Origin of the sequence: Bacillus sp. AFS031507 (assembly GCF_002584635.1) — a bacterium.
In the GTDB taxonomy this organism is placed as follows: Bacteria; Bacillota; Bacilli; order Bacillales; family Cytobacillaceae; genus Neobacillus.
Genome location: NZ_NUOW01000003.1, coordinates 336,045 through 354,723, shown reverse-complemented (window position 1 = coordinate 354,723; position 18,679 = coordinate 336,045). Strand labels below are relative to the sequence as shown.

The following is an 18,679-nucleotide window of genomic DNA, read 5'->3' as shown; positions in this document are numbered from 1 at the left end:
CCAAAAGAAAATAAAGGGTGTCAGGCACCATGTGAAAACTTCACATGGTGCCTGACACCCTTCGTCTGATAAATTTATTCAAAATAATACATGAGGGCAATTGTCCCAGGTCCAGTGTGAGTGCTTATCGTAGGACCCGTGAAATCAATCGAAATATCTTTATACCCGGTTAATTCAGTAATTGCCTTTTTTAGTTTAGAGGATAATTCGTATGCTTCCGCATGAACAATGCCAGCACCACAAATCGTTTTTCCTTGGACATCCTCCGCAAATTGCTTGGCCATATATTTAACCACCTGTGTATGGCTGCGAACCTTGGCGACGGGATTGTATTCCGCGCCTTCAAGCGAGGCAATCGGCTTGATATTTAATAATGAACCTATAAAGGCTTTTCCCTTACCAATCCGTCCACCCTTCACCATGTTCTCAAGGGTATCTATCATTATATACAATTTTGTATGTTCGCGCACCCTATCAAGCCGGTTAAGGATTTCGTCCATGCTCTTACCCTGCAAGGCCATTTCCGCTGCTTCCTTTACCTGGAACTGGAGGGCTATCGAGATAAACATCGAGTCAATGACTGTAACTTTCGTTTTCGTCATTTGGGCTGCACTCTCAGCAGATCGAACTGTCCCGCTCATTTTGCCTGTCATATGGATTGATAAAACCTCGTAGCCTTCTTCTCCAAGCCGATCGTAAACTTCAAGAAAAGTACCCGCAGAAGGTTGGGAACTTTTCGGTAATTCCTCAGATTTTTTCATTACTTCTATGTATTCAGCTGCATCAATTTCCACTCTGTCTAAGTAAGATTCACCATTTATCGTTACGGACAAGGGCACAACCACAATACCCAGTTTTTCGGCCATTTCTAGCGGCATGTCCATTGTTGAATCGGTTACAATTTTAATTTTGCTCATAACAATCACTTCCCTAACAGTACTGCTATGTATTATACAGTTAACTACTATTGAAAGGAATAACATCCATCACTTTTCGTGCTTTTTAAAATAAAAGAGCACCGCTGGGGGATACCCTGCGGTGCTCGAATGGCATTAAGCGTTATTCTTTAATTCTCCAACTTTAAACAATTGTTCATAATCTGGCCACTTCATGACCTTTTTCAAATAATCTTTAAAGGAGTAGCATTTTTTCAAGTTTTTTTCGTTGTAAAGCGACGTAACAAACGTCTGTAAACGGACTTGGATCATAAATTTATAAGTGCTATCTTCCTCCAATACAGGAATGTCCATGACTTTAACCTTCTGTCCAACAACATTTTTGAACTCTAGGCTTTTGAATAACAAAATATCAATCCTCTTTTTCACCCGTTTGAGTATATTATACACTCTTTGCACGACGAATTGTGTCTAATTATGCATAGATTAAAAAATATTTATGAATTAAATGTCTACAGTATGTGTTGTAGTTCATGAAAAAACAGGTCACTTTTTTCAACATATTCTCGGAAACATAGTTCCTGATAATCTAGAAAGCAATCGCTTTGAACCCAGTGGAGTTTCCAATAATAACTGGCCTTTTTCATTTTCCGATAATCGAACCTTTTAGATATTAAGTTGGAAATATTGGTAACTCAACAAAAAAAAGACCTTAAAGGATTTAACCCTTAAGGTCTTTTTGCATTCCATTTATGCTTCGACTACCTCATCTTCTTTGTCTTCTTCCTGCAGCTTTTTCAAGCGTTTGCGGTAGACAAACTTCGATAAATTAATACTAATTTCATAAAGGAGCAAGAGTGGCAAGGTTACCACAAAATCAGACATAAAGTCTGGTGGTGTAATAACGATTGCAATAATAATCAGAACGAAATACGCATATTTACGAATTTTTGCTAAAACAAACGGATTAATGATGCCAAGTGAAGTCAAAAACATAACGACGACTGGAAGCTCAAACAGTACCCCGAATGGCAAGGTCATATTCATGATAAAGCTAAAATATCTTTCGGCAGTGAAGTTTGTGACAAACATATCTTTTCCCATATTCACCAAAAAGTCTAGAACCATCGGAAAGATAATAAAATAGCCGAAGGCAAGACCAATGATAAACAAGAAAAATAAAGCCGGAACATAAGAAATCGTTATTCTTCTTTCTATCGGTCTTAATGCTGGTCTAACAAATAGCCAAATTTGCAAAGCGAGAACTGGAATAGTACCCGCCACAGCTACAACAGTTGCCAGCATGAAATAAATCCACATTATATCACTTGGTCCGAGAACCATCAGTTTTGTATTTCCAACAAACCATTTATAGATATCGTCTACATAAATAAAACCGGCGATAAAAAAGACTACAAATGCAAGTGCAGATAAAATAATTCTTTTACGTAGTTCTTCTAAATGATCAACTAAATTTAATTCTTTATCTTCCATGTACTTCCCCTGCCAATTTCAAAAGGTTAAAGATGTGCACGTATATATCGCTCATAGAGTTGACTCTAAACGAAATAGTACCATTGTTTTAATAGGATGAACAAGTTTTCATGCGTTTTTATAGGTTAAACCTAGAGAAGAAAAAGGTGTAAGACTTGAAATCTCACACCTTATTTAATCAAATTTTTCTTTTCTTCATCAATATCTTTCATAACATCGTCTGTTAGTTCACGGGTCGACTTTTTAAATTCTTTTAATGTTTGTCCGAAGGCGCGGCCAATTTCTGGAAGTTTCTTAGGCCCAAAAATAATCAATGCAAGTGTTAAAATCAAAATCAATCCTGGTATACCGATATTAGAAAACATGGATTTACATCCCCTTTAATTGTTGTATTATATCTACTATGATTATAGTACCGAAAAATCGTTTTGAGTTAGTTATATGCAATAATTCATAGTAAATTCACAATATCTAGAAAAAGTAAAACAATAAAGCATTTTCGTATCACATTATTAATTACTAATGACAATTTAACAATTACAACTAACGAAGTCAATGATTAAATGCGTTTAAGGAATTGTTAAAATATTTTGAAAACTTTCTTTTATTTGAATATAATTGGTTCATTACTAACATATAATTTTTAAAATGATAAATAATAAGGATAGGATGTGATGAGGATGGAATTTTCACTTTGCAGTTATGATGGGGCTCTTCCTGTTGAGGTAACACTTGATGATGATAATGGAAGATACACCATTCGCAAAAGCGATCGTAGCGGGGAATATTTTAATAGCCCACTGGAATTAATAAGCTGGGTTAAAACACATTTCAACGAAAGAGAATTTTGCCATCCACATGAATTTAGGGGTATGCTTGCTAAATTAGCAGATTACGAATTAAATGGATCCTATTTCTAATATCAAACAAAAGAAAGCACCAGCGATGCGCTGATGCTTATTTTTATGAATCCAAACCTGATCAATCCGCGCTACGATTTTCTTTCATATATTTTGAATTCATAATCGTACGGATTCTTCTCATCCATTAAGCCCTTTTCACTAGACACTAGTTCCCATTTGCTACCATCAAATTCAGGAAAAAACGTATCTCCTGCAAATTTTTCATGAATAAGCGTGATGTATAGACGATCCGCAAACTCAAATGTCTCGTTAAATATTTCCGCTCCACCAATGACGAAGATTTCTTCGCTTTGCTTTTTGCTTTTCTTTACAAAATCCTCAATGGAATAAAAAACCGTACAATCTTCACTCTGATAATTAACCTGGCGGGTGATCACAATATTTTCTCTGCCAGGAAGGACACGACCAATGGATTCATGCGTTTTTCTTCCCATCGCAATTGGGTGGCCCATCGTCACCCTCTTAAAGAATTTTAAATCCTCCGGCAAATGCCATGGTAATTGATTATCTTTCCCTATTACTCTATTTTCGTCCATCGCGACAATAAAGGAAATCATACACTCACTACTCCTTTAATGTGAGGGTGTGGATCATATCCCTCTAATGTAAAGTCTTCATACTCAAAAGAGTAGATATCCTTGACTTGTGGATTAATTTTAAGAGTCGGCAATGCTCTCAGCTCTCTCTCCATTTGCATCTTAACTTGTTCGAGATGGTTTTGATAGATATGAACATCACCAAAGGTATGGATAAATTCACCTGGCTCCAAGTTGCACACTTGGGCAACCATCATTGTTAGCAGTGCATAGGATGCGATATTAAACGGGACGCCAAGAAATACATCGGCTGAGCGTTGGTAAAGCTGGCAGGACAGCTTCCCATCTGCCACATAAAATTGGAACATACAGTGGCACGGCGGTAACGCCATATTATCTACTTCAGCAACATTCCAGGCATTGACAAGTAGTCTTCTTGAGTTAGGATTCGTTTTAATCTGGTTGATAAGCTCCGTAATTTGGTCAACGGTTTTTCCATCCGCACCTGTCCAAGAACGCCATTGGTGACCATAGACAGGACCTAATTCCCCATTTTCGTCTGCCCATTCATTCCAAATGCGGACCCCGTTTTCCTGTAGATACCGAACATTCGTATCCCCATTTAAAAACCAAAGCAGTTCATAGATAATCGATTTTAAATGTAATTTTTTGGTCGTCACGAGTGGAAATCCTTCTGCCAAATTAAATCTCATTTGATAACCGAAGGTGCTAATTGTACCCGTACCAGTTCGGTCACCCTTTATGTTTCCATTTTCAAGTACATGCTTACATAATTCTAAATATTGCTTCACCGTGGACACTCCCTTATCTGCACATATTTATCTATTTTAACAATCAAGGGCAAATTAGTGAAGCGATAGCTGTTTCAAAAATTCAAATGTTTTTGGTGCTTTCTTCCGTAATAATTCTTTTGTTTCATTATTTAAATAGTACATTGCGAAGGTCTCTGCAAAATATTCTTCTGGATATAAAAAATAGCTGTTTCCCGGAAATAATTGTTCATGTTCCTTTTCCCATACGCTCTTAAAGTCCTTGGAACCACTAATCTCCCCATACACAAAGCGATCGATCGAATGGGCCAGCTCATGTAATTCTAGATTTACAGAACTATGACCCTTTCCTGATTCACTGGAACCAATCTTAACAAGGACCACCTTCGATCCTCCAATCCCTGGGACATCATCCCAGGTTACGTTAGATGTATAACCCCGCGGAACCTGCCCAGCTAATTGCCTTGCAGTGGGATTATCCGTTAGCTTTCCATTAAAAAGTTTCAGGGTAATTCCCTGATTGTTTATTTTTTTTAAAAGGGAGAAAGGTAAAGAATTGATTCTGGAAATCATAGCAGCCGCTTCTTGTTGATCAAAGTGCTCCTTTGGTAATACAATTATTTGATCTAAAAGTGCTACTGACCGATCATCTTTAAGAGATTGGTAGATTAGCGAATTTCTAGGATAATCTCCAAGCAAAATACCATCATAAGAAGCTTGTGATGTAGTTATGGATGATAGAAATAAACCAGCGATTAGTAGAGTAATTACCGATTTACGCAAATTATCATCCCCTAATAATTCAATATATTAATTGAATTATAACATAGGACTTAGTTAGTTAATTTGAATTTACAAGCCAAAAGTGGGGAATAAAGGAAAAAAAGCTGCCGAATACAGCAGCTTCACAATTTTAATAAATTTAAACTTCTAATCCATAATTTCGGCAAAGGGAGGCTAATCCACCTGCAAAACCACTGCCGATCGCGTTAAATTTCCAATCACCGTTATGGCGGTAAAGTTCACAAATAACAACCGCTGTTTCGACCGAAAAATCCTCGCCAAGGTCAAATCTTAAGACCTCATTATTAGTATCTTCGTCAACCAAACGAACAAAGGCATTAGAAACTTGGCCGAAATTCTGGAATCTTGCGTCCGCATCATGAATGGTCACAGTAATCGCAATTCGATGTACATGCGTGGGAACTTTACTAAAGTCAATCTTGATTTGCTCGTCGTCGCCGTCGCCTTCTCCGGTTCGATTATCACCCGTATGTTCAACAGAGCCTGAAGAGTGAATCAAATTATTGTAAAAAATAAAGTCGGAATCCTGGATAACTCTTCCATTCGCATCTGTTAAAAACGCGGATGCATCCAAGTCAAAGTCATTTCCACCATGATAACGATTCGTATCCCAGCCGAGGCCAACAATTACCTTAGTTAGCCCAGGGTTCGTTTTTGTTAAATCAATTCTTTGTCCCTTTGCTAAGTTTATACCCAAACGTATCACCTCTTTTTGAACTTTATTTAATTACCTAACTAAAGGAACGAACAACTTCACTAAGGCTGGCTGCATTTGTACCGCTGCCGATTGCCGCAAACTTCCAGTCATTGCCATGACGATAAATTTCTCCAGTCACAAGGCATGTTAGCCCGCTGTAATTATCCGATAAATTATAATGGATGAGCTCTTGATTGTTCCCAGGATTCACGACTCGGATAAAAGCATTTTTCATCATCCCAAAGTGCTGCTTTCTCTTCACACAGTCATAGATATTAACAACGAAAACAAGTTTCTGTATATTGGACGGTACTCTGCTTAAATCGATCATTACCTGCTCGTCATCACCGTCTCCGTCACCTGTTAAATTATCACCTGAGTGTTGTACACTGCCGTCATTGCTCTTTAAGTTTCCAAAGTAAATAACGTCCTTATTGTTTTGGAGCTTGTCGTTTGCACCAAGCATAATAACGGAAGCATCACAATCTATATTAGCTGCACCACCGCCACTGAATAAACCGCCGAATAAGCCGCCGCCACCGCCGCTTTGTACTGGATCCCAGCCCAAACCTACCATGATTTTAGATAATCCTGGATTACTCTTCGTTAAATCAACACGTTGCCCTTTTTGTAAATTAATAGCCAATTCAATCACCCCAATAAGAAATTTAGTAAATCAAAACCTATTTATTAACTAAGATTGTTTCAACTGTTTAAAGTTATTTTGCAGTTGTTCTAAACGTTTGGTGCCTTCAATCCGCATCCGTTTATTTTCATCTTCGATAGCCCTTGTTTCCTGCATGCCTTTGATGATAATATTCCAAGATTCTTCAATCGTCTCGATTTTTATACTTGGACCTCCGGCAAGCCTAGCAATATCCGTGCTTTGCTGGGAAATGTTTTGCGCATTTTTCAGAAGCATTTCATTTGTCCTGCGGTCAAGTTCACTCATTGAATCAGCAACCAGCTTTTGTCTTTTCGCCGCCATCGCTTGAATCAGACCATTTTTAAAAATCGGGATAGTCGTCACAAATGCCGAATTGATTTTTCCAATCAGTTTCGTATTTCCTCTTTGCAAAAGACGAATCTGCGGAGCAGTCTGCAGTGAGACCATTTTGGCCATTTCTAGATCATAGATGCGTTGTTCTAATAACTCAATGACATTTTTCAGCGAGTCCAATTGCATGGAGGCAAGTTGATCACCTGCTCCAGCTCGGGATTCAAGCTGGGGAAGTTGATTATTTTTTAGTTCCTCAACTTTTATCTCACCCGCAACAATATACTTTTCAAGTGTTAAATAGAATTGATAATTTTGCTCATACATTTGCTCGAGCATATTTGTTGCATCAACCATTTCATGCTGATATTTCGATATTTCTATGTATACCTTGTCAATCTCGGAGCCCATGGTTTGGTATTTGCCGAACAGCTTTTCGACCACCTTTTCACCCTTTTTAAAGAGCTTACCAAAAAATCCACCTGAAGTTTTTTGAAAGTCCTTAGCATCAAACTTATCCATAATCCGGCCCAGTTGTTTAAGTAGTTCACCAGAATCCTCCACTTTTGAAGTCTTCATATTGTTTAATATCTGATCCGAAAAACGGGAAATTTGGACGGCTGGTTCCTTCCCAAACTCTAAAACCTGGATTTGGTCACGCTCATCAATCGTACGGGCTAAATTTTGAATTTCTGGTTCTTTCCGAAGTGCAAGTTTAATGTCAGAGACTTTTGTTTCTGTTAGGATGTCATCCGTACCTGCTGGCGTTAAACCGCTTGATGGATTCGGCATAAGAGTCACTTATTAATCTCCCCTTAAATTTTTTAAGATTCCTTGAAAAAGCCCTTTTTTAAAAATAGACGGTTCTTTAAATTCTAAATCAAAAACAACGTCTTCAAGCCAATGCTTGTCAAATAAACGATCGTCCAAGAAATTTTCAATATCATTATGCCCAGGAGGATTATACAGGATGATATCAATACCAAATTGATTTAATAGCAAGATAAGTGCTGCATCTGACCTTGAGAATATACCTGCTAATTCATTATTGTAAATGATTAATTTAGGTATATGTTGCGAGTAGTCAAATCTCTCGATTAACTGAATGATGGGTTTTGGCATAAACAATGCCTGTGTAAATATATACATTTTTACGTCTTCTATACTTTCCTTCGGTAAGGGCTTTAAACCTGGTTTTTCACAGATTCTCCTAACGGCATTAGCGATTCCTTTTTGTAAGCCAGAAGATAAAAAGGAATATGGCCAGTAATGTGCTTGCATCATATTAGCCGGATTAATTAAGCCATCCTTATCAAGGGCATTTCGATAATGAAAGCGAAAATCACTTGTGCTTGTCATCGTGATTGGCAAACGGCGAATCAGTAAACTATGCTCTAATTCACTGAGTGATTGCAGACGGTCCCAGTACTCTTTGCGATTTTTACTAACACCCTGTACTTTAGCAAAGATAGAAGGTATTTTGACTTGTCCGTTCCCCACCTCAAAATCTGGTCTTACCATCGCCATTTCTTTCCCAAGAATAAATAGTTCATCATAAGTCGTTTTTAATGTAATCGAGGACGGAGTATAATCCCTTAATTGCCATGGTTTGTAAAGACCTGAACCCTCTTGGTTTAAAATCGTTTCAATTTCTTTTGAGGCCCTATATGCAACCGTTGCCTTACGACTGCGCTTTTCCTTAGGGAACGGTTCCGCAGGCAGCTTATTTTGAAATTGATGCGAGAAGATTGGGTCCTCCATCATACCTTCTAAAATATCCTTACCTTCTGGATGGAAAATAACAATATCACAGGCAAGCCTGCTTAAATAATATAAAAAATATTGGTGGCTTTTCTTAAATTCGCCGTACCACAAAAATTTAGGCATTTCGATTTGTGGATCAGCCATTTCCAAAACGGGCTGTAAATGATTGATGGACCATTTAACAATGTCAACAAGCACCCGCCTAAGCTCGTGGTTCTTTAGCCCGTCCCTTTCAAGTTTTGCGTACAACTCCAGTGTTGCGATCATCGCTTCTCTTATCTTCCTATGGATTACCGGTACCTTTGATTTCAACAATAACTGTTCCCCATCTAGAAAAGCCGTAAATCGGTTGATGGACAGCTTTTGTTCACGATTAATATTTATGACTTTTTGAATGGATTGAAAGTGAGTGTTGTTAATTGTTTTATCTAGTGATTCCTCACTTAGCAAATGAAGTCTCCATTCCTCATTATTAACATAATCAAAAAGCTGGTTATAATAGGTATCCGTATCGATTGGTATCCCAAGGAACTTTCCAAGTACTTGCCCAATGTGAATTTTTCCATTTTCTAATGAATAATTTGGCCGTTCAGGCAGCGGTTTTTTCAGCAAGGCGTGCCAATTTTCATATGAAAGGGATACTGGATGGGCGATTAGCTGATTTAATGATGGATGCATTCATAATCCCTTCCTCAAAAAAGAAGCTATTTTTCTAGCGCTAGAAAATTATGTAAGGTTTCCATAACATCATATCATAGTTATTTAATTGGTTCATTTGTTTATACGAATGTCATAAAAAAATGTTTCGTCTTTTTCACCATTTCCTCATTTTTCACCTTTTTCCTTGTCCTTACATACTATTTGAGTACTGACGTTAAAGTAGGTGACTCGAATGAGATTTTTATATAAGCGGCCTAGGATGGAACACATTCAGGAAGAATTAAATACCGTGATGGAAGTGATGGTTTCCGATGTTTTTATTTACCTAGATTTATTTGTGTTTAGCTTAATCTTTACGATGCTGCTTTCTTCAACATTGCATTCCCTAGCCATGTCGATTCTATTCTTTTTTGGATGCTATAGTTTATTTTCTTGCGTATACTTATTTGTTTTTAACCGAAAAGTGAAATAGATTAAACTATAAGTTGTTGCAGCTGTAAAAATTGTTGGGTAATCTCATCCCCTGCACTAATACCATAATTTTTTGTAAGTGTAAAATTACTAGTGCCTGACACCCTTGCAAGCTCACCGTGGGCTGGGACAAATCGATATTGGCAGTTTTTCAGAAAGTCCCAATCTAGTACGGAGTCCCCCGCACCCGCAATGACTTCCATACCTTCTCGCTTAGAGATAAATTCAAGTGCATCCCCTTTGCTGATCGCAAGAGGGATAAAGTAGAGCTTTCTCCCCTGTATGGAGATCCTCCAACCATTTGATACAGCCAAATCATTAATCGCTTTTCGATCTGAAGCAGGTGGAAGACTGTTTAAGATGAAATAGAAAAATAAATTCTCCGCCTGCTTTATTTGCCCATCAAATTGAAAGCCTTCTCTTTTTAAAATCGCAAGCAACTCATTTTGGAGAACCGATTCCGCGTTTATACGCTGAAAAATATAGGTCGACCAATCTTTCATTATTTCACCATTATTAATAATATTGGCCCCATTTGAAGTAATTGCATATTTTAGTTGTATGTCCTCCTTAAAAATGTAGAAACGGTTAAATTGCTCTGTTGTCCTCGTTGTAACCGGAACAAAAAGACTAGTTAGTGATAGCTCTTTTAAAGCAAAAAAGGATCGTTCTGTCATATAGGCAACCCAATTATTATCTTTTTTTTCAACGGGTTTTATGACTGTTTTATCTAGTTCTCCTAGTTCTTCTATAGCCCGTTTCGAATAAACCAATGTACGATCAAGGTCAGATGCAAAGATCATTTTTTAATCCCCTTAACCGACTTGATTAAGCCGCAGCATAAATACTTTAAATTTGGATATGGTACAACGTCTACACCCTTTTCTTCGGCAAGCATTAGAATATGTTTGACAAATGGACTTGACGGATCGCGCATTAGTATCTTCCATGGAACCCTGCGAAGCAAAACTCTTGTTGTTTCTCCGACTCCTGGTTTGATATAATGGGTACTTTCAATTTCAAACTCAGATTGAATTCGCTTGACGTCCTCCATCCCCAAGAATCCAGTTTCTATTTTCTCATTTTCCTTATGTGTAGCCATCTCCGCCGCTTCGCCTGCAATGTTTACAAATTCATTGCTAATCAAATCAATATATTCATTGGAAACATCAACAGGAATCAATTCCTCGTAATACTTAGCTCCATGGAATTCATCCTTCCCGATATATTGATCATTTAAAACCGTCCTGCTCACCAACCCAGATACAGTTGAGTTTAGACATGCACTAGGAATTAAAAAATCCTCGCGAGTTCCGAACAAAGTGGTACAATATCCTGGATCTGCGATGACTGCTAATGTGTCGTCGAGGTTTATCCCATATTTTTGTTGATAATCATGACAGGCTTTGGTCAATTCAAGCGAAATTGCCCCTTTACCTGTCCACCCATCAACAAATTGAATATCAGCCTCTGGATGTTGTCTAAGTATATATTGAAGTGCATTTTCGTCAATCCCTCTGTCGCGGATAATTGAAACACTGTAATGCGGCAATAATACATGGTAATTCATGTGAATATACCTTTTTATTAATATCCCCACAGGCGTTCCTGCACGCGCCAGAGAAACAAGTACGGCCCTATCACCCTTAGATTGATAGATTTGTTCAGCCACAACACCAATACATAGGGCAACTTTTTGTTTGTATTCCTGTAAGGTTTCCCAAAATAAATCCACATACGCCTTTGGCGGCTGGTACTCTATTGGCAGTGATTCGCTGTAGTGAACACCTGATTGAACCATCAATTCCCGATTTTCAGTCGAATCCTCTAGCTTAATATCACTTAAATCCTTTAATAGGAATTGGACATCCTCCGCATTATAGCTTCCGATTTTTGCCGGTTTATTGATTGTGGTTTTCAACTTGTTCACCTCGATATTCAGAAAAAAAGACGAGTCTAATCATCTTTATTTGTAATTTACTTAGTTCTTTCAGTAGTGGTTGAAGATTCTCTAACTTTACTGTTCTTTCAAAAAAGATAAATATTTCATCGTAGAATCCTGGTGGAATATTGTAAAAAAAGTGGGTAATATCTTGGTCTTCAGGATTAGGAAAAGACGCACCAAACCTCGCTCCGTATCCTACTTTGTCTTCAATAAAAATCGGGCTTCGGGTTGTTGATTGATAATAAACACCTTTACCCATTTCGGCAGCTAATTTCATCGGAAGATACATAAACTCTCCAGTGCCTAGGCAAAGCGTCCTTTTTCCAATCCTTTTATTGTATAAAACGGCCGCAGCTGCAGAGGCTTTCTGTTGAAGACTCCTATTTTCCGTACTGCTTAGGCCGAATCGACCTGTCTCTTTAATAAATGCTGACTTATTCATCGGGTTATTGGCTGAATAGAGGGTCATGGTAAAAAAAGGTGATAGGTCTATTCGTTCGACAGAGGACTCGACGCGCTTGTTCGATTCCACTTTTATTGACCAATTATTCATATCATTATGCTGTTTAACCTGTACTGTACCGGCCAAAAGGCTTACCACATTGATTTTTATCCCCAGGTCCTGTTCAAGACGGCTAAAGCCATATCGATTTTCTTCTGAACGCCAATCCAAAATGGAAACAACGGTATAAATACGTCTAGGGAATTTAGCATGGATCGATTGGATAATATTTAAAGCGGTTTTACCCGTTGTCAGTTCATCATCAACGAGGATGATTTCCCGTTCATTTTGTATCATTTCTAACGGAATAAAACAACGATGTGATGTAGCATGGGAATGCTCTTCTTCAAAGGTGATTTTTGGTTTTTCCTGTTCGAGTTCTTCTCTAGTGGTATGAAAGTATTCAGCTGATATAAAGCAATCAAAGAAAGCATGCCCAAGTGAGGTGGCGGTTTCAGCAAATCCTATCACTACAGGACGAATATTGTCAGGGATAAAGGCCTTACTCTGATATGATTCTCCATTTTTAAAGGAGGTTAATAGACTCTCAGTTTCTAAACATTTTATCTTCTTTACCGTTTCAAGGAATCTCGCACCAAGAAGTGCTCCAGTTTGCAGTCCCTTATTAGGATCAATTGGTAAGTGTTTACCGAGCACTTTACTTACAAACAAAAACGACCGTTTCTTATTTATTCTGGCTGCCATTGTAAATAACTCTTCTAGTGGCAAATCATACGGATTTTCAGAAACTTCTATCTCTGTTTCAATCGAGTCTAAGATATTATACATATACTTCTTTTTTGATAAGGTCAATGGTTGTGAATTCTTCATGTAACACCCCGTACAGCTGTGATTTTAAAATGGTTTTCTTTGCCCAGTAATAATGAGGTTTTATCTCATTCATTTTATTAGCAAAATTACTTTTCAAAACGCCAATATCCCCATTTGCCGCATTTATGATATTGCTTGCATCCATGAACTCCTCGTAGGAAACGACATTTAGGGCTTGCACTACTTTGATATGTGAAGGATGAATAATCGTTTTTCCTGTTATTCCGTTTGCAATATCCATTAAGATTTCCTGGATTAAACCATCCAAATGTTCATTGATTAATTTTGCTCTCCATTTCAACCCTTCATCCCCGTACCGTTCGCGGAACGGTGTTTGCCTAAGCTGCGGCTTTAACATTCTCTTTTTCGCAGAAAAATACTCCCAAACTGGACCAGATACAACGTAGGAACTATCAAAGCGTTGAAAGACATTGATAATATCTGAAATGCAATCTCTTAAGACAGCGATATCATAAACGGTAGTATCCGCACTACGGCGAATTCCATATAATCCACAAAAATCAGTAGCCCCAATCCGAACATTAAGAATAATGTCCTTGTAGCGATCAAGAAGATTCTTTATACTCATTAATTCGTCCATTCTCGTTTCTTTTTGAATGACCTTTGCTGTCTCCAAAATCGGCATAGCATAAAATGGGTGCTCCTTTGTATGTAATCGGTTTACTTCCATTAATAGTTCTTCACCAATTTCAGCACTGAATTTTGGAAGCACCACCCCAGTAAGCAGACTTATTGCATCCCCTAATTGTTCGGTAACCCGTTTTAACTGCTCTAGGTTTCGGATTCGGATAAACATAAGTGGTAGATCCGTATAGCTCAAAAAGCCCTTATTTAATTCAAAAAATAACTTTAATAATTCACTGATAAGCATTGCCTCAGCATCAGTTACCTCGTTATCACCAACAGCATCTTCTAAGTCGATGACAAGGGACGTTAAACCTTCATGCTTCTTAGAGAGGATTTCTTGATGAATATTAGGGCGTGTGGCAGGCATATAAAGCGTGGCGCCTAAACCATAGGACAGTAGTTCACGGTGAGAATATTTTGTATAAGCCTGCGGTTTTTGAAAGAAGAATCGTTTAATTTCATTTTCGTAAAAGTATGTAAAAAATTCCATAACTATTTACTCCTCTTTAAAGGTAAAAAATAGAGGAGACGGACTCTCGTCAGCTCCCCTTTTAAGTCAACAATTTTTAGTTTTCTTTGCTAGTTTCCTTTTTCTTATTCATGAAGTGAACAATAAAGGTTGCTCCAAATGTTACGGCTAGAATAATAAAGAAATGTAATGATTCAATATGGATGTTGAATAACGGTAAGGTAAGTGCCATCTTAATAGAAATGATTAGGATTAAGATATAAGCGGTAGTTTCAAGTTCAGGAATCCTATCAATTAGTGTAAGAAAAACTCCGGCAACGCCACGCATCATTAAAACGCCAAGGATCCCACCTACAAATAAAATCCATACCTGATTGCTGACCCCAAATGCCGCAAGAACGCTGTCAACCGAGAAAGCAATATCCATTAATTCAACGGCAGCTACCGTTCCCCAAAAGGTACCAAATAAGCGTATTAGCAAGCCGCCTTGGTTAATTCCTTCTGCTTCCTCTTCATCGTGACCAGCATCACCTTTATACTTATCGATGAAATACTTAATCGCTAACCACGCAAGATACGCGGCACCAAGGGCTTTAATGACCCAAAACTTGATTAAATATACTCCGATGCCAATCGCAATAAATCGGAATATATATGCTCCTAATAAACCATAGAACAAGGCTCTCTTACGCTTTTTAGGTTCCAAATGTTTAACCATAACGGCTAAAACAAGCGCATTATCGGCAGAAAGTAATCCTTCTAAAATAATAAGTGTCCCAATAAGTCCCCAGCTGACTGGATCGGCCAATATTTGACCCCACATATTCAAATCAAAAAATTGCGCATAGGTGTCCAAGATATGATTCAAAACTGACATTAAAGTAATTCCTCCTAGAATAGAAAAGCGGAAGCGCCTTGTTCAGGGGCGACAAGCATAAGTCGAGCCGGCGTGAAGGTTGTTCTTTAACCTTCATGACGGATTGGCTATAGACCATAGAGCCCCTAGGCGCAGCAGCTAGACATGTTGTTAACAAAGCTTTTGTAAAAAGACCCATTATTGATTGGGTCTCTTCATTTTGAAATATTAACCTATAGATAGTCCAAAGTCAGTTGCAAGTGCAGCTAATCCGCCTTGATAACCACTACCGATGGCACTAAATTTCCATTCACCATTGTGGCGATACAATTCACCAACAACAATTGCTGTTTCAATCGAGAAGTCCTCACCTAAATCATAGCGAATCAATTCTTCACCGTTTGCCTCATTGTAAATGCGGGCATAGGCATTTGAAACCTGTCCAAAGTTTTGATTTCTGCTTTCTGCATCATGAATTGTAATTGTAAACGCAATCCGCTGAATATTGGCTGGAATAGTAGTAAGACTTACTTTAATGCCTTCATCATCACCATCACCAGCACCTGTGCGATTATCTCCGGTATGTACCACAGCTCCATTTGCTCCTTGTGGATTATTATAGAAAATAAAGTCACTTTCATTCGTAACTTTTCCATTTTCTCCTAATAGGAAAACAGATGAATCTAAATCAAAGTCATTTCCACCGTCATATTTGTTTGTGTCCCATCCTAATCCAACCACAACATTTGTTAAACCAGGATTGGTTTTTGTTAAATCAACTTTTTGACCTTTTGATAAACTTACTGCCATTTTTCATTCCTCCAATTTAGGTAATAGTCTATTTACGAGTTTGTCATAAAAAGGTTTCATTTATTATAATAAAATTTTTTCCTGCCAATAAGCAAATTCACATTAACTCATCCATTTAGGTGGTGTATTTTTAGCCCAAAAAATGGCCCCTAACTCATGATGGCTCTGGTAATTATCATGGTAGGTGTGGTAATGAAAATTGAACCAGTAGCCTGCTTGCGGTGGATTATCTCGTCTTACATGAAATCGAAGTATATCTTTACCGATAGCGCGATTGTTAATATTAAAGATTTTTTCAGAAAGGCCGGTACCAGGATGTTCGGTTATGGTGAGATTTTTCAAATCTTCTTCAGGAAATTGGACAGCAATTTCTTCAAGTGCAGTTTCGATATTTGGTAAAATAATTTCTCGGAATTCATTTTCAATGACTGGTTTAATCTTTGGACCAAATTTTTGATATGACTGGAATTCTGCTTGCTTTTTTAATTCTTCAATAAACTTTTCTTTATCAAACTCTGATTCTTCAATAAACGTATTTATTTGTCCAAAGTGACTTTCGGTCGATGGCGCTTCGAAGGCATCACGATCGGCGAGATTCTCTGCATTTACCGTATTGATTAATTGAGTGGGGGTAACAAGTCCAAAAGTTAAAACAGATACTAATACAAATAACGTTTTACGAAGCCAATTGCTCATTTTTCATTTCACCTTATTCTTAGCAAGATTTTGTATCATCTATTTTTTTCTAAAATTAGTTATTATACAAAATATTATACTTCTTTTTTCTTGTAAATGGAAAAAAACAGTTTAAATATCACAATTTAATCATAGAAAAAAGGATGTCGGCTGACATCCTAATTAGCAGTGGGCTTCAAATGCCCCAAGTAAATTATGCATAACTGTTTCCATCGGCATTCCTTCAATATCGTGTCTAGGAATGAAATGAACGACTTTTTTATCTTTTAATAATGCCATTGATGGTGATGATGGTTCAATTCCTTCGAAATACTCACGCATTTTCGCAGTGGCTTCTTTATCCTGTCCAGCAAAAACTGTTACTAGGTGGTTTGGTTTTTTTTCGCTATTTAGCACCGCTTGCGTTGCAGCAGGACGAGCCAATCCAGCAGCACATCCGCACACAGAATTTACGACAACAAGCGTGGTTCCGCTGACATTTTCCAAAAATTGTTCTACATCTTGAGCAGTAGGTAGCTCTTCGAAGCCAGCTCTTATTAATTCTTCGCGCATCGGTAAAACCATTTGTTTCATATATTCATCATAAGCATTTGACATTTTAAATCACTCCGTTTCGGTTCATCCATTTTAGAATACCTAATCTATTAGCTCTTTGCAATTTTATTCGCTCGCTTTCCTTGCTTCGGTCATTTGCTTCCAAACAGAACCTTTAGCTGCTTCACCGCCTTCAATTCTTTCAATCGCCATTTTTATTTGCAAACTGACTTCAAATTCCGAATCATTTTCGGCAGCTTTTAACGCTGGAAGGGCCTTTTCATCGCCTGCTTCATATAAAAACATCGCTGCCCGCCAGCGAACTAACTTGCTCTTATCCTGCAATGCTTCCATCATCTCGTCGGCTGCTTCTGGAAACCCTAAATCTGATAGACAATCTCCCGCGGTTCTTCGAACGGTCACAGTTTTATCTTTCAGTGCCTGGTATAAAAGCGGAAGTACCTCATTTTCTTTGATCATGCCGAGGTACACTGTTGCAAGCCTTCGAATCGAAGCCTTTTCATCAGATAATGCTTTTTCAAGCACGGGTAAATCCTCTAGTTCCGGATCATCCATTTGCTCGAGGAGTTGATAGCGAATCTGCCAATCGGGATTCTGTAAATCTTCCAATGCTACCTTTTTGCGAGACAGATTAATTTTTGGTTCTGAAGTAGATTCTGCTGATTGAGCATTTGTAACTAATTCTTCTAATCGTTCCAGTGGATACGCGGCAATGAGTTCATCGACTACCTCCTTGCCAATTTGGTCAAAATCTCCATAGCGGACGCCCTGGTTTTGCCACTTTCGCAAGTAGATATAGTTCTCTTCAGGAAGCTGTGCACTTTCTCTTGCTTTTAAAAAGTGTTCCGGCAATCCAAACCGTCTTTCAGTTACGCCATCGGTAAGCTTTACTTGGAGTGGAATATCCTTAAACATTTGGATTTCAACCTTAATTTCCCCAAAATGTTCAACTAATTTTGCAGTGTTTGCAGTTTCATTCGCTTTTTCTCCAAATGCCTGGCGAACTTGAGGTAATAATTCCTTCCAATCATATCTTGCATTCCGCTCGACAGCAAGAAAGTCTGCGACATGGTACACGCCTTTGATGCCTTCAATTTGAAGGATGGATTGGACAACGGCTGGCGCATCTGTTGCTGTTTCTTTTTTATAATTATGGCTTTTCCCCATAGGAAGTTCTTCATCTAAATTAATTTTCATTGTATTCGGACTTGGCGTTGGTTCAATCGCCTTAATTTTCAACAAGATCACCTAATTCTTATGATTTCTTTTTCAAGTTTATCATATTGGATAAGTTTCAATCACTGGATATGCTTGAAGAAAAATAGAGTACGTCC

At 38.0% G+C, this 18,679-nt stretch carries 22 protein-coding genes; 2 read left to right on the top strand and 20 right to left on the bottom strand.

Features of this window, described 5'->3' with window-relative positions; translation table 11 throughout:
• Positions 1 to 74: 74 nt before the first annotated feature.
• The 4 genes from COE25_RS05695 to COE25_RS05680 form a co-directional block, all read right to left on the bottom strand.
• Positions 75 to 917 carry a DegV family protein gene (locus COE25_RS05695; protein WP_098931755.1) on the bottom strand — a complete coding sequence of 281 codons (843 nt, stop codon included), beginning with the start codon at positions 915 to 917 and terminating at the stop codon, positions 75 to 77.
• Between the two features lie 135 nt (positions 918 to 1,052).
• Positions 1,053 to 1,304: a DUF2535 family protein gene (locus COE25_RS05690; RefSeq protein ID WP_088088694.1), complete on the bottom strand. Its 252-nt coding sequence runs from the start codon at positions 1,302 to 1,304 to the stop codon at positions 1,053 to 1,055.
• Between the two features lie 342 nt (positions 1,305 to 1,646).
• Positions 1,647 to 2,390 carry a twin-arginine translocase subunit TatC gene (gene tatC, locus COE25_RS05685; RefSeq protein ID WP_098931753.1) on the bottom strand — a complete coding sequence of 248 codons (744 nt, stop codon included), beginning with the start codon at positions 2,388 to 2,390 and terminating at the stop codon, positions 1,647 to 1,649.
• Positions 2,391 to 2,560: 170 nt separating this feature from the next.
• A complete protein-coding gene (locus COE25_RS05680; RefSeq protein WP_098931751.1) occupies positions 2,561 to 2,755 on the bottom strand; it encodes a twin-arginine translocase TatA/TatE family subunit in 195 nt (64 codons plus the stop codon).
• Between the two features lie 315 nt (positions 2,756 to 3,070).
• On the opposite strand from COE25_RS05680, the gene COE25_RS05675 reads away from it, so the two are divergent.
• Positions 3,071 to 3,310, top strand: coding sequence for a hypothetical protein (locus COE25_RS05675; protein WP_088088697.1), 240 nt, complete (start codon positions 3,071 to 3,073; stop codon positions 3,308 to 3,310).
• A 71-nt stretch (positions 3,311 to 3,381) separates the two neighbouring features.
• Here COE25_RS05675 and COE25_RS05670 read toward each other — a convergent pair whose 3' ends face one another.
• The 7 genes from COE25_RS05670 to COE25_RS05640 form a co-directional block, all read right to left on the bottom strand.
• Entirely contained in the window at positions 3,382 to 3,870 is a 489-nt protein-coding gene (locus COE25_RS05670; protein WP_088088698.1) for a dihydrofolate reductase, read from the bottom strand.
• The gene (locus COE25_RS05665) at positions 3,867 to 4,661 is read right to left on the bottom strand and encodes a thymidylate synthase (protein WP_098931748.1); all 795 of its coding nucleotides are present in this window, start codon (positions 4,659 to 4,661) and stop codon (positions 3,867 to 3,869) included. Before COE25_RS05665 ends, COE25_RS05670 begins: the two co-directional genes overlap by 4 nt.
• Positions 4,662 to 4,715: 54 nt before the next feature.
• Positions 4,716 to 5,423, bottom strand: coding sequence for an anthrax toxin lethal factor-related metalloendopeptidase (locus COE25_RS05660; protein ID WP_098931746.1), 708 nt, complete (start codon positions 5,421 to 5,423; stop codon positions 4,716 to 4,718).
• A gap of 139 nt (positions 5,424 to 5,562) precedes the next feature.
• Complete coding sequence (locus tag COE25_RS05655; protein WP_088088701.1) at positions 5,563 to 6,141, bottom strand: TerD family protein; 579 nt, start codon at positions 6,139 to 6,141, stop codon at positions 5,563 to 5,565.
• Between the two features lie 34 nt (positions 6,142 to 6,175).
• Entirely contained in the window at positions 6,176 to 6,787 is a 612-nt protein-coding gene (locus tag COE25_RS05650) for a TerD family protein (protein WP_088088702.1), read from the bottom strand.
• Positions 6,788 to 6,835: 48 nt separating this feature from the next.
• Positions 6,836 to 7,930 (bottom strand): toxic anion resistance protein, encoded by a 1,095-nt coding sequence (locus COE25_RS05645; RefSeq protein ID WP_088090522.1) that lies wholly within the window; start codon positions 7,928 to 7,930, stop codon positions 6,836 to 6,838.
• Positions 7,931 to 7,942: 12 nt separating this feature from the next.
• Positions 7,943 to 9,580: a YceG family protein gene (locus tag COE25_RS05640; RefSeq protein WP_098931744.1), complete on the bottom strand. Its 1,638-nt coding sequence runs from the start codon at positions 9,578 to 9,580 to the stop codon at positions 7,943 to 7,945.
• Between the two features lie 241 nt (positions 9,581 to 9,821).
• Between COE25_RS05640 and COE25_RS05635 the strand changes: the two genes are divergently transcribed.
• Positions 9,822 to 10,034, top strand: a complete 213-nt coding sequence (locus COE25_RS05635) for a hypothetical protein (protein ID WP_142292196.1) — start codon at positions 9,822 to 9,824, stop codon at positions 10,032 to 10,034.
• A 1-nt stretch (position 10,035) separates the two neighbouring features.
• Here the strand turns inward: COE25_RS05635 and COE25_RS05630 are convergent, their stop codons facing one another.
• The 9 genes from COE25_RS05630 to COE25_RS05590 all read right to left on the bottom strand — a co-directional run bounded on the left by COE25_RS05630 (position 10,036) and on the right by COE25_RS05590 (position 18,584).
• Positions 10,036 to 10,836 carry an HAD family hydrolase gene (locus COE25_RS05630; RefSeq protein ID WP_098931742.1) on the bottom strand — a complete coding sequence of 267 codons (801 nt, stop codon included), beginning with the start codon at positions 10,834 to 10,836 and terminating at the stop codon, positions 10,036 to 10,038.
• On the bottom strand, positions 10,833 to 11,954 hold the full coding sequence (locus COE25_RS05625) for a cysteine protease StiP family protein (RefSeq protein ID WP_256942449.1): 1,122 nt from the start codon (positions 11,952 to 11,954) through the stop codon (positions 10,833 to 10,835). Before COE25_RS05625 ends, COE25_RS05630 begins: the two co-directional genes overlap by 4 nt.
• Positions 11,935 to 13,311, bottom strand: a complete 1,377-nt coding sequence (locus COE25_RS05620; RefSeq protein ID WP_179195907.1) for a phosphoribosyltransferase family protein — start codon at positions 13,309 to 13,311, stop codon at positions 11,935 to 11,937. Before COE25_RS05620 ends, COE25_RS05625 begins: the two co-directional genes overlap by 20 nt.
• Positions 13,262 to 14,449, bottom strand: a complete 1,188-nt coding sequence (locus COE25_RS05615; RefSeq protein WP_098931740.1) for an HpcH/HpaI aldolase/citrate lyase family protein — start codon at positions 14,447 to 14,449, stop codon at positions 13,262 to 13,264. The genes COE25_RS05620 and COE25_RS05615 overlap by 50 nt, the downstream gene beginning before the upstream one ends.
• A gap of 76 nt (positions 14,450 to 14,525) precedes the next feature.
• Positions 14,526 to 15,305, bottom strand: coding sequence for a TerC family protein (locus COE25_RS05610; RefSeq protein ID WP_088088707.1), 780 nt, complete (start codon positions 15,303 to 15,305; stop codon positions 14,526 to 14,528).
• Positions 15,306 to 15,512: 207 nt separating this feature from the next.
• The gene (locus COE25_RS05605) at positions 15,513 to 16,094 is read right to left on the bottom strand and encodes a TerD family protein (RefSeq protein WP_088088708.1); all 582 of its coding nucleotides are present in this window, start codon (positions 16,092 to 16,094) and stop codon (positions 15,513 to 15,515) included.
• A gap of 102 nt (positions 16,095 to 16,196) precedes the next feature.
• Positions 16,197 to 16,790: a YpjP family protein gene (locus COE25_RS05600; RefSeq protein WP_098931738.1), complete on the bottom strand. Its 594-nt coding sequence runs from the start codon at positions 16,788 to 16,790 to the stop codon at positions 16,197 to 16,199.
• A gap of 162 nt (positions 16,791 to 16,952) precedes the next feature.
• A complete protein-coding gene (locus COE25_RS05595) occupies positions 16,953 to 17,387 on the bottom strand; it encodes a BrxA/BrxB family bacilliredoxin (RefSeq protein WP_088088710.1) in 435 nt (144 codons plus the stop codon).
• A 63-nt stretch (positions 17,388 to 17,450) separates the two neighbouring features.
• Positions 17,451 to 18,584: a conserved virulence factor C family protein gene (locus COE25_RS05590; protein WP_098931736.1), complete on the bottom strand. Its 1,134-nt coding sequence runs from the start codon at positions 18,582 to 18,584 to the stop codon at positions 17,451 to 17,453.
• Positions 18,585 to 18,679: the final 95 nt, after the last annotated feature.

Excerpts from the sequence above, each read along its gene's own strand:
- COE25_RS05695 (WP_098931755.1), bottom strand. The coding sequence starts at position 917 with ATGAGCAAAATTAAAATTGTAACCGATTCAACAATGGACATGCCGCTA.
- tatC (WP_098931753.1), bottom strand. The coding sequence starts at position 2,390 with ATGGAAGATAAAGAATTAAATTTAGTTGATCATTTAGAAGAACTACGT.
- COE25_RS05680 (WP_098931751.1), bottom strand. The coding sequence starts at position 2,755 with ATGTTTTCTAATATCGGTATACCAGGATTGATTTTGATTTTAACACTT.
- COE25_RS05675 (WP_088088697.1), top strand. The coding sequence starts at position 3,071 with ATGGAATTTTCACTTTGCAGTTATGATGGGGCTCTTCCTGTTGAGGTA.
- COE25_RS05670 (WP_088088698.1), bottom strand. The coding sequence starts at position 3,870 with ATGATTTCCTTTATTGTCGCGATGGACGAAAATAGAGTAATAGGGAAA.
- COE25_RS05645 (WP_088090522.1), bottom strand. The coding sequence starts at position 7,930 with ATGCCGAATCCATCAAGCGGTTTAACGCCAGCAGGTACGGATGACATC.
- COE25_RS05640 (WP_098931744.1), bottom strand. The coding sequence starts at position 9,580 with ATGCATCCATCATTAAATCAGCTAATCGCCCATCCAGTATCCCTTTCA.
- COE25_RS05635 (WP_142292196.1), top strand. The coding sequence starts at position 9,822 with ATGGAACACATTCAGGAAGAATTAAATACCGTGATGGAAGTGATGGTT.
- COE25_RS05630 (WP_098931742.1), bottom strand. The coding sequence starts at position 10,836 with ATGATCTTTGCATCTGACCTTGATCGTACATTGGTTTATTCGAAACGG.
- COE25_RS05620 (WP_179195907.1), bottom strand. The coding sequence starts at position 13,311 with ATGAAGAATTCACAACCATTGACCTTATCAAAAAAGAAGTATATGTAT.
- COE25_RS05615 (WP_098931740.1), bottom strand. The coding sequence starts at position 14,449 with ATGGAATTTTTTACATACTTTTACGAAAATGAAATTAAACGATTCTTC.
- COE25_RS05610 (WP_088088707.1), bottom strand. The coding sequence starts at position 15,305 with ATGTCAGTTTTGAATCATATCTTGGACACCTATGCGCAATTTTTTGAT.
- COE25_RS05605 (WP_088088708.1), bottom strand. The coding sequence starts at position 16,094 with ATGGCAGTAAGTTTATCAAAAGGTCAAAAAGTTGATTTAACAAAAACC.
- COE25_RS05600 (WP_098931738.1), bottom strand. The coding sequence starts at position 16,790 with ATGAGCAATTGGCTTCGTAAAACGTTATTTGTATTAGTATCTGTTTTA.
- COE25_RS05595 (WP_088088710.1), bottom strand. The coding sequence starts at position 17,387 with ATGTCAAATGCTTATGATGAATATATGAAACAAATGGTTTTACCGATG.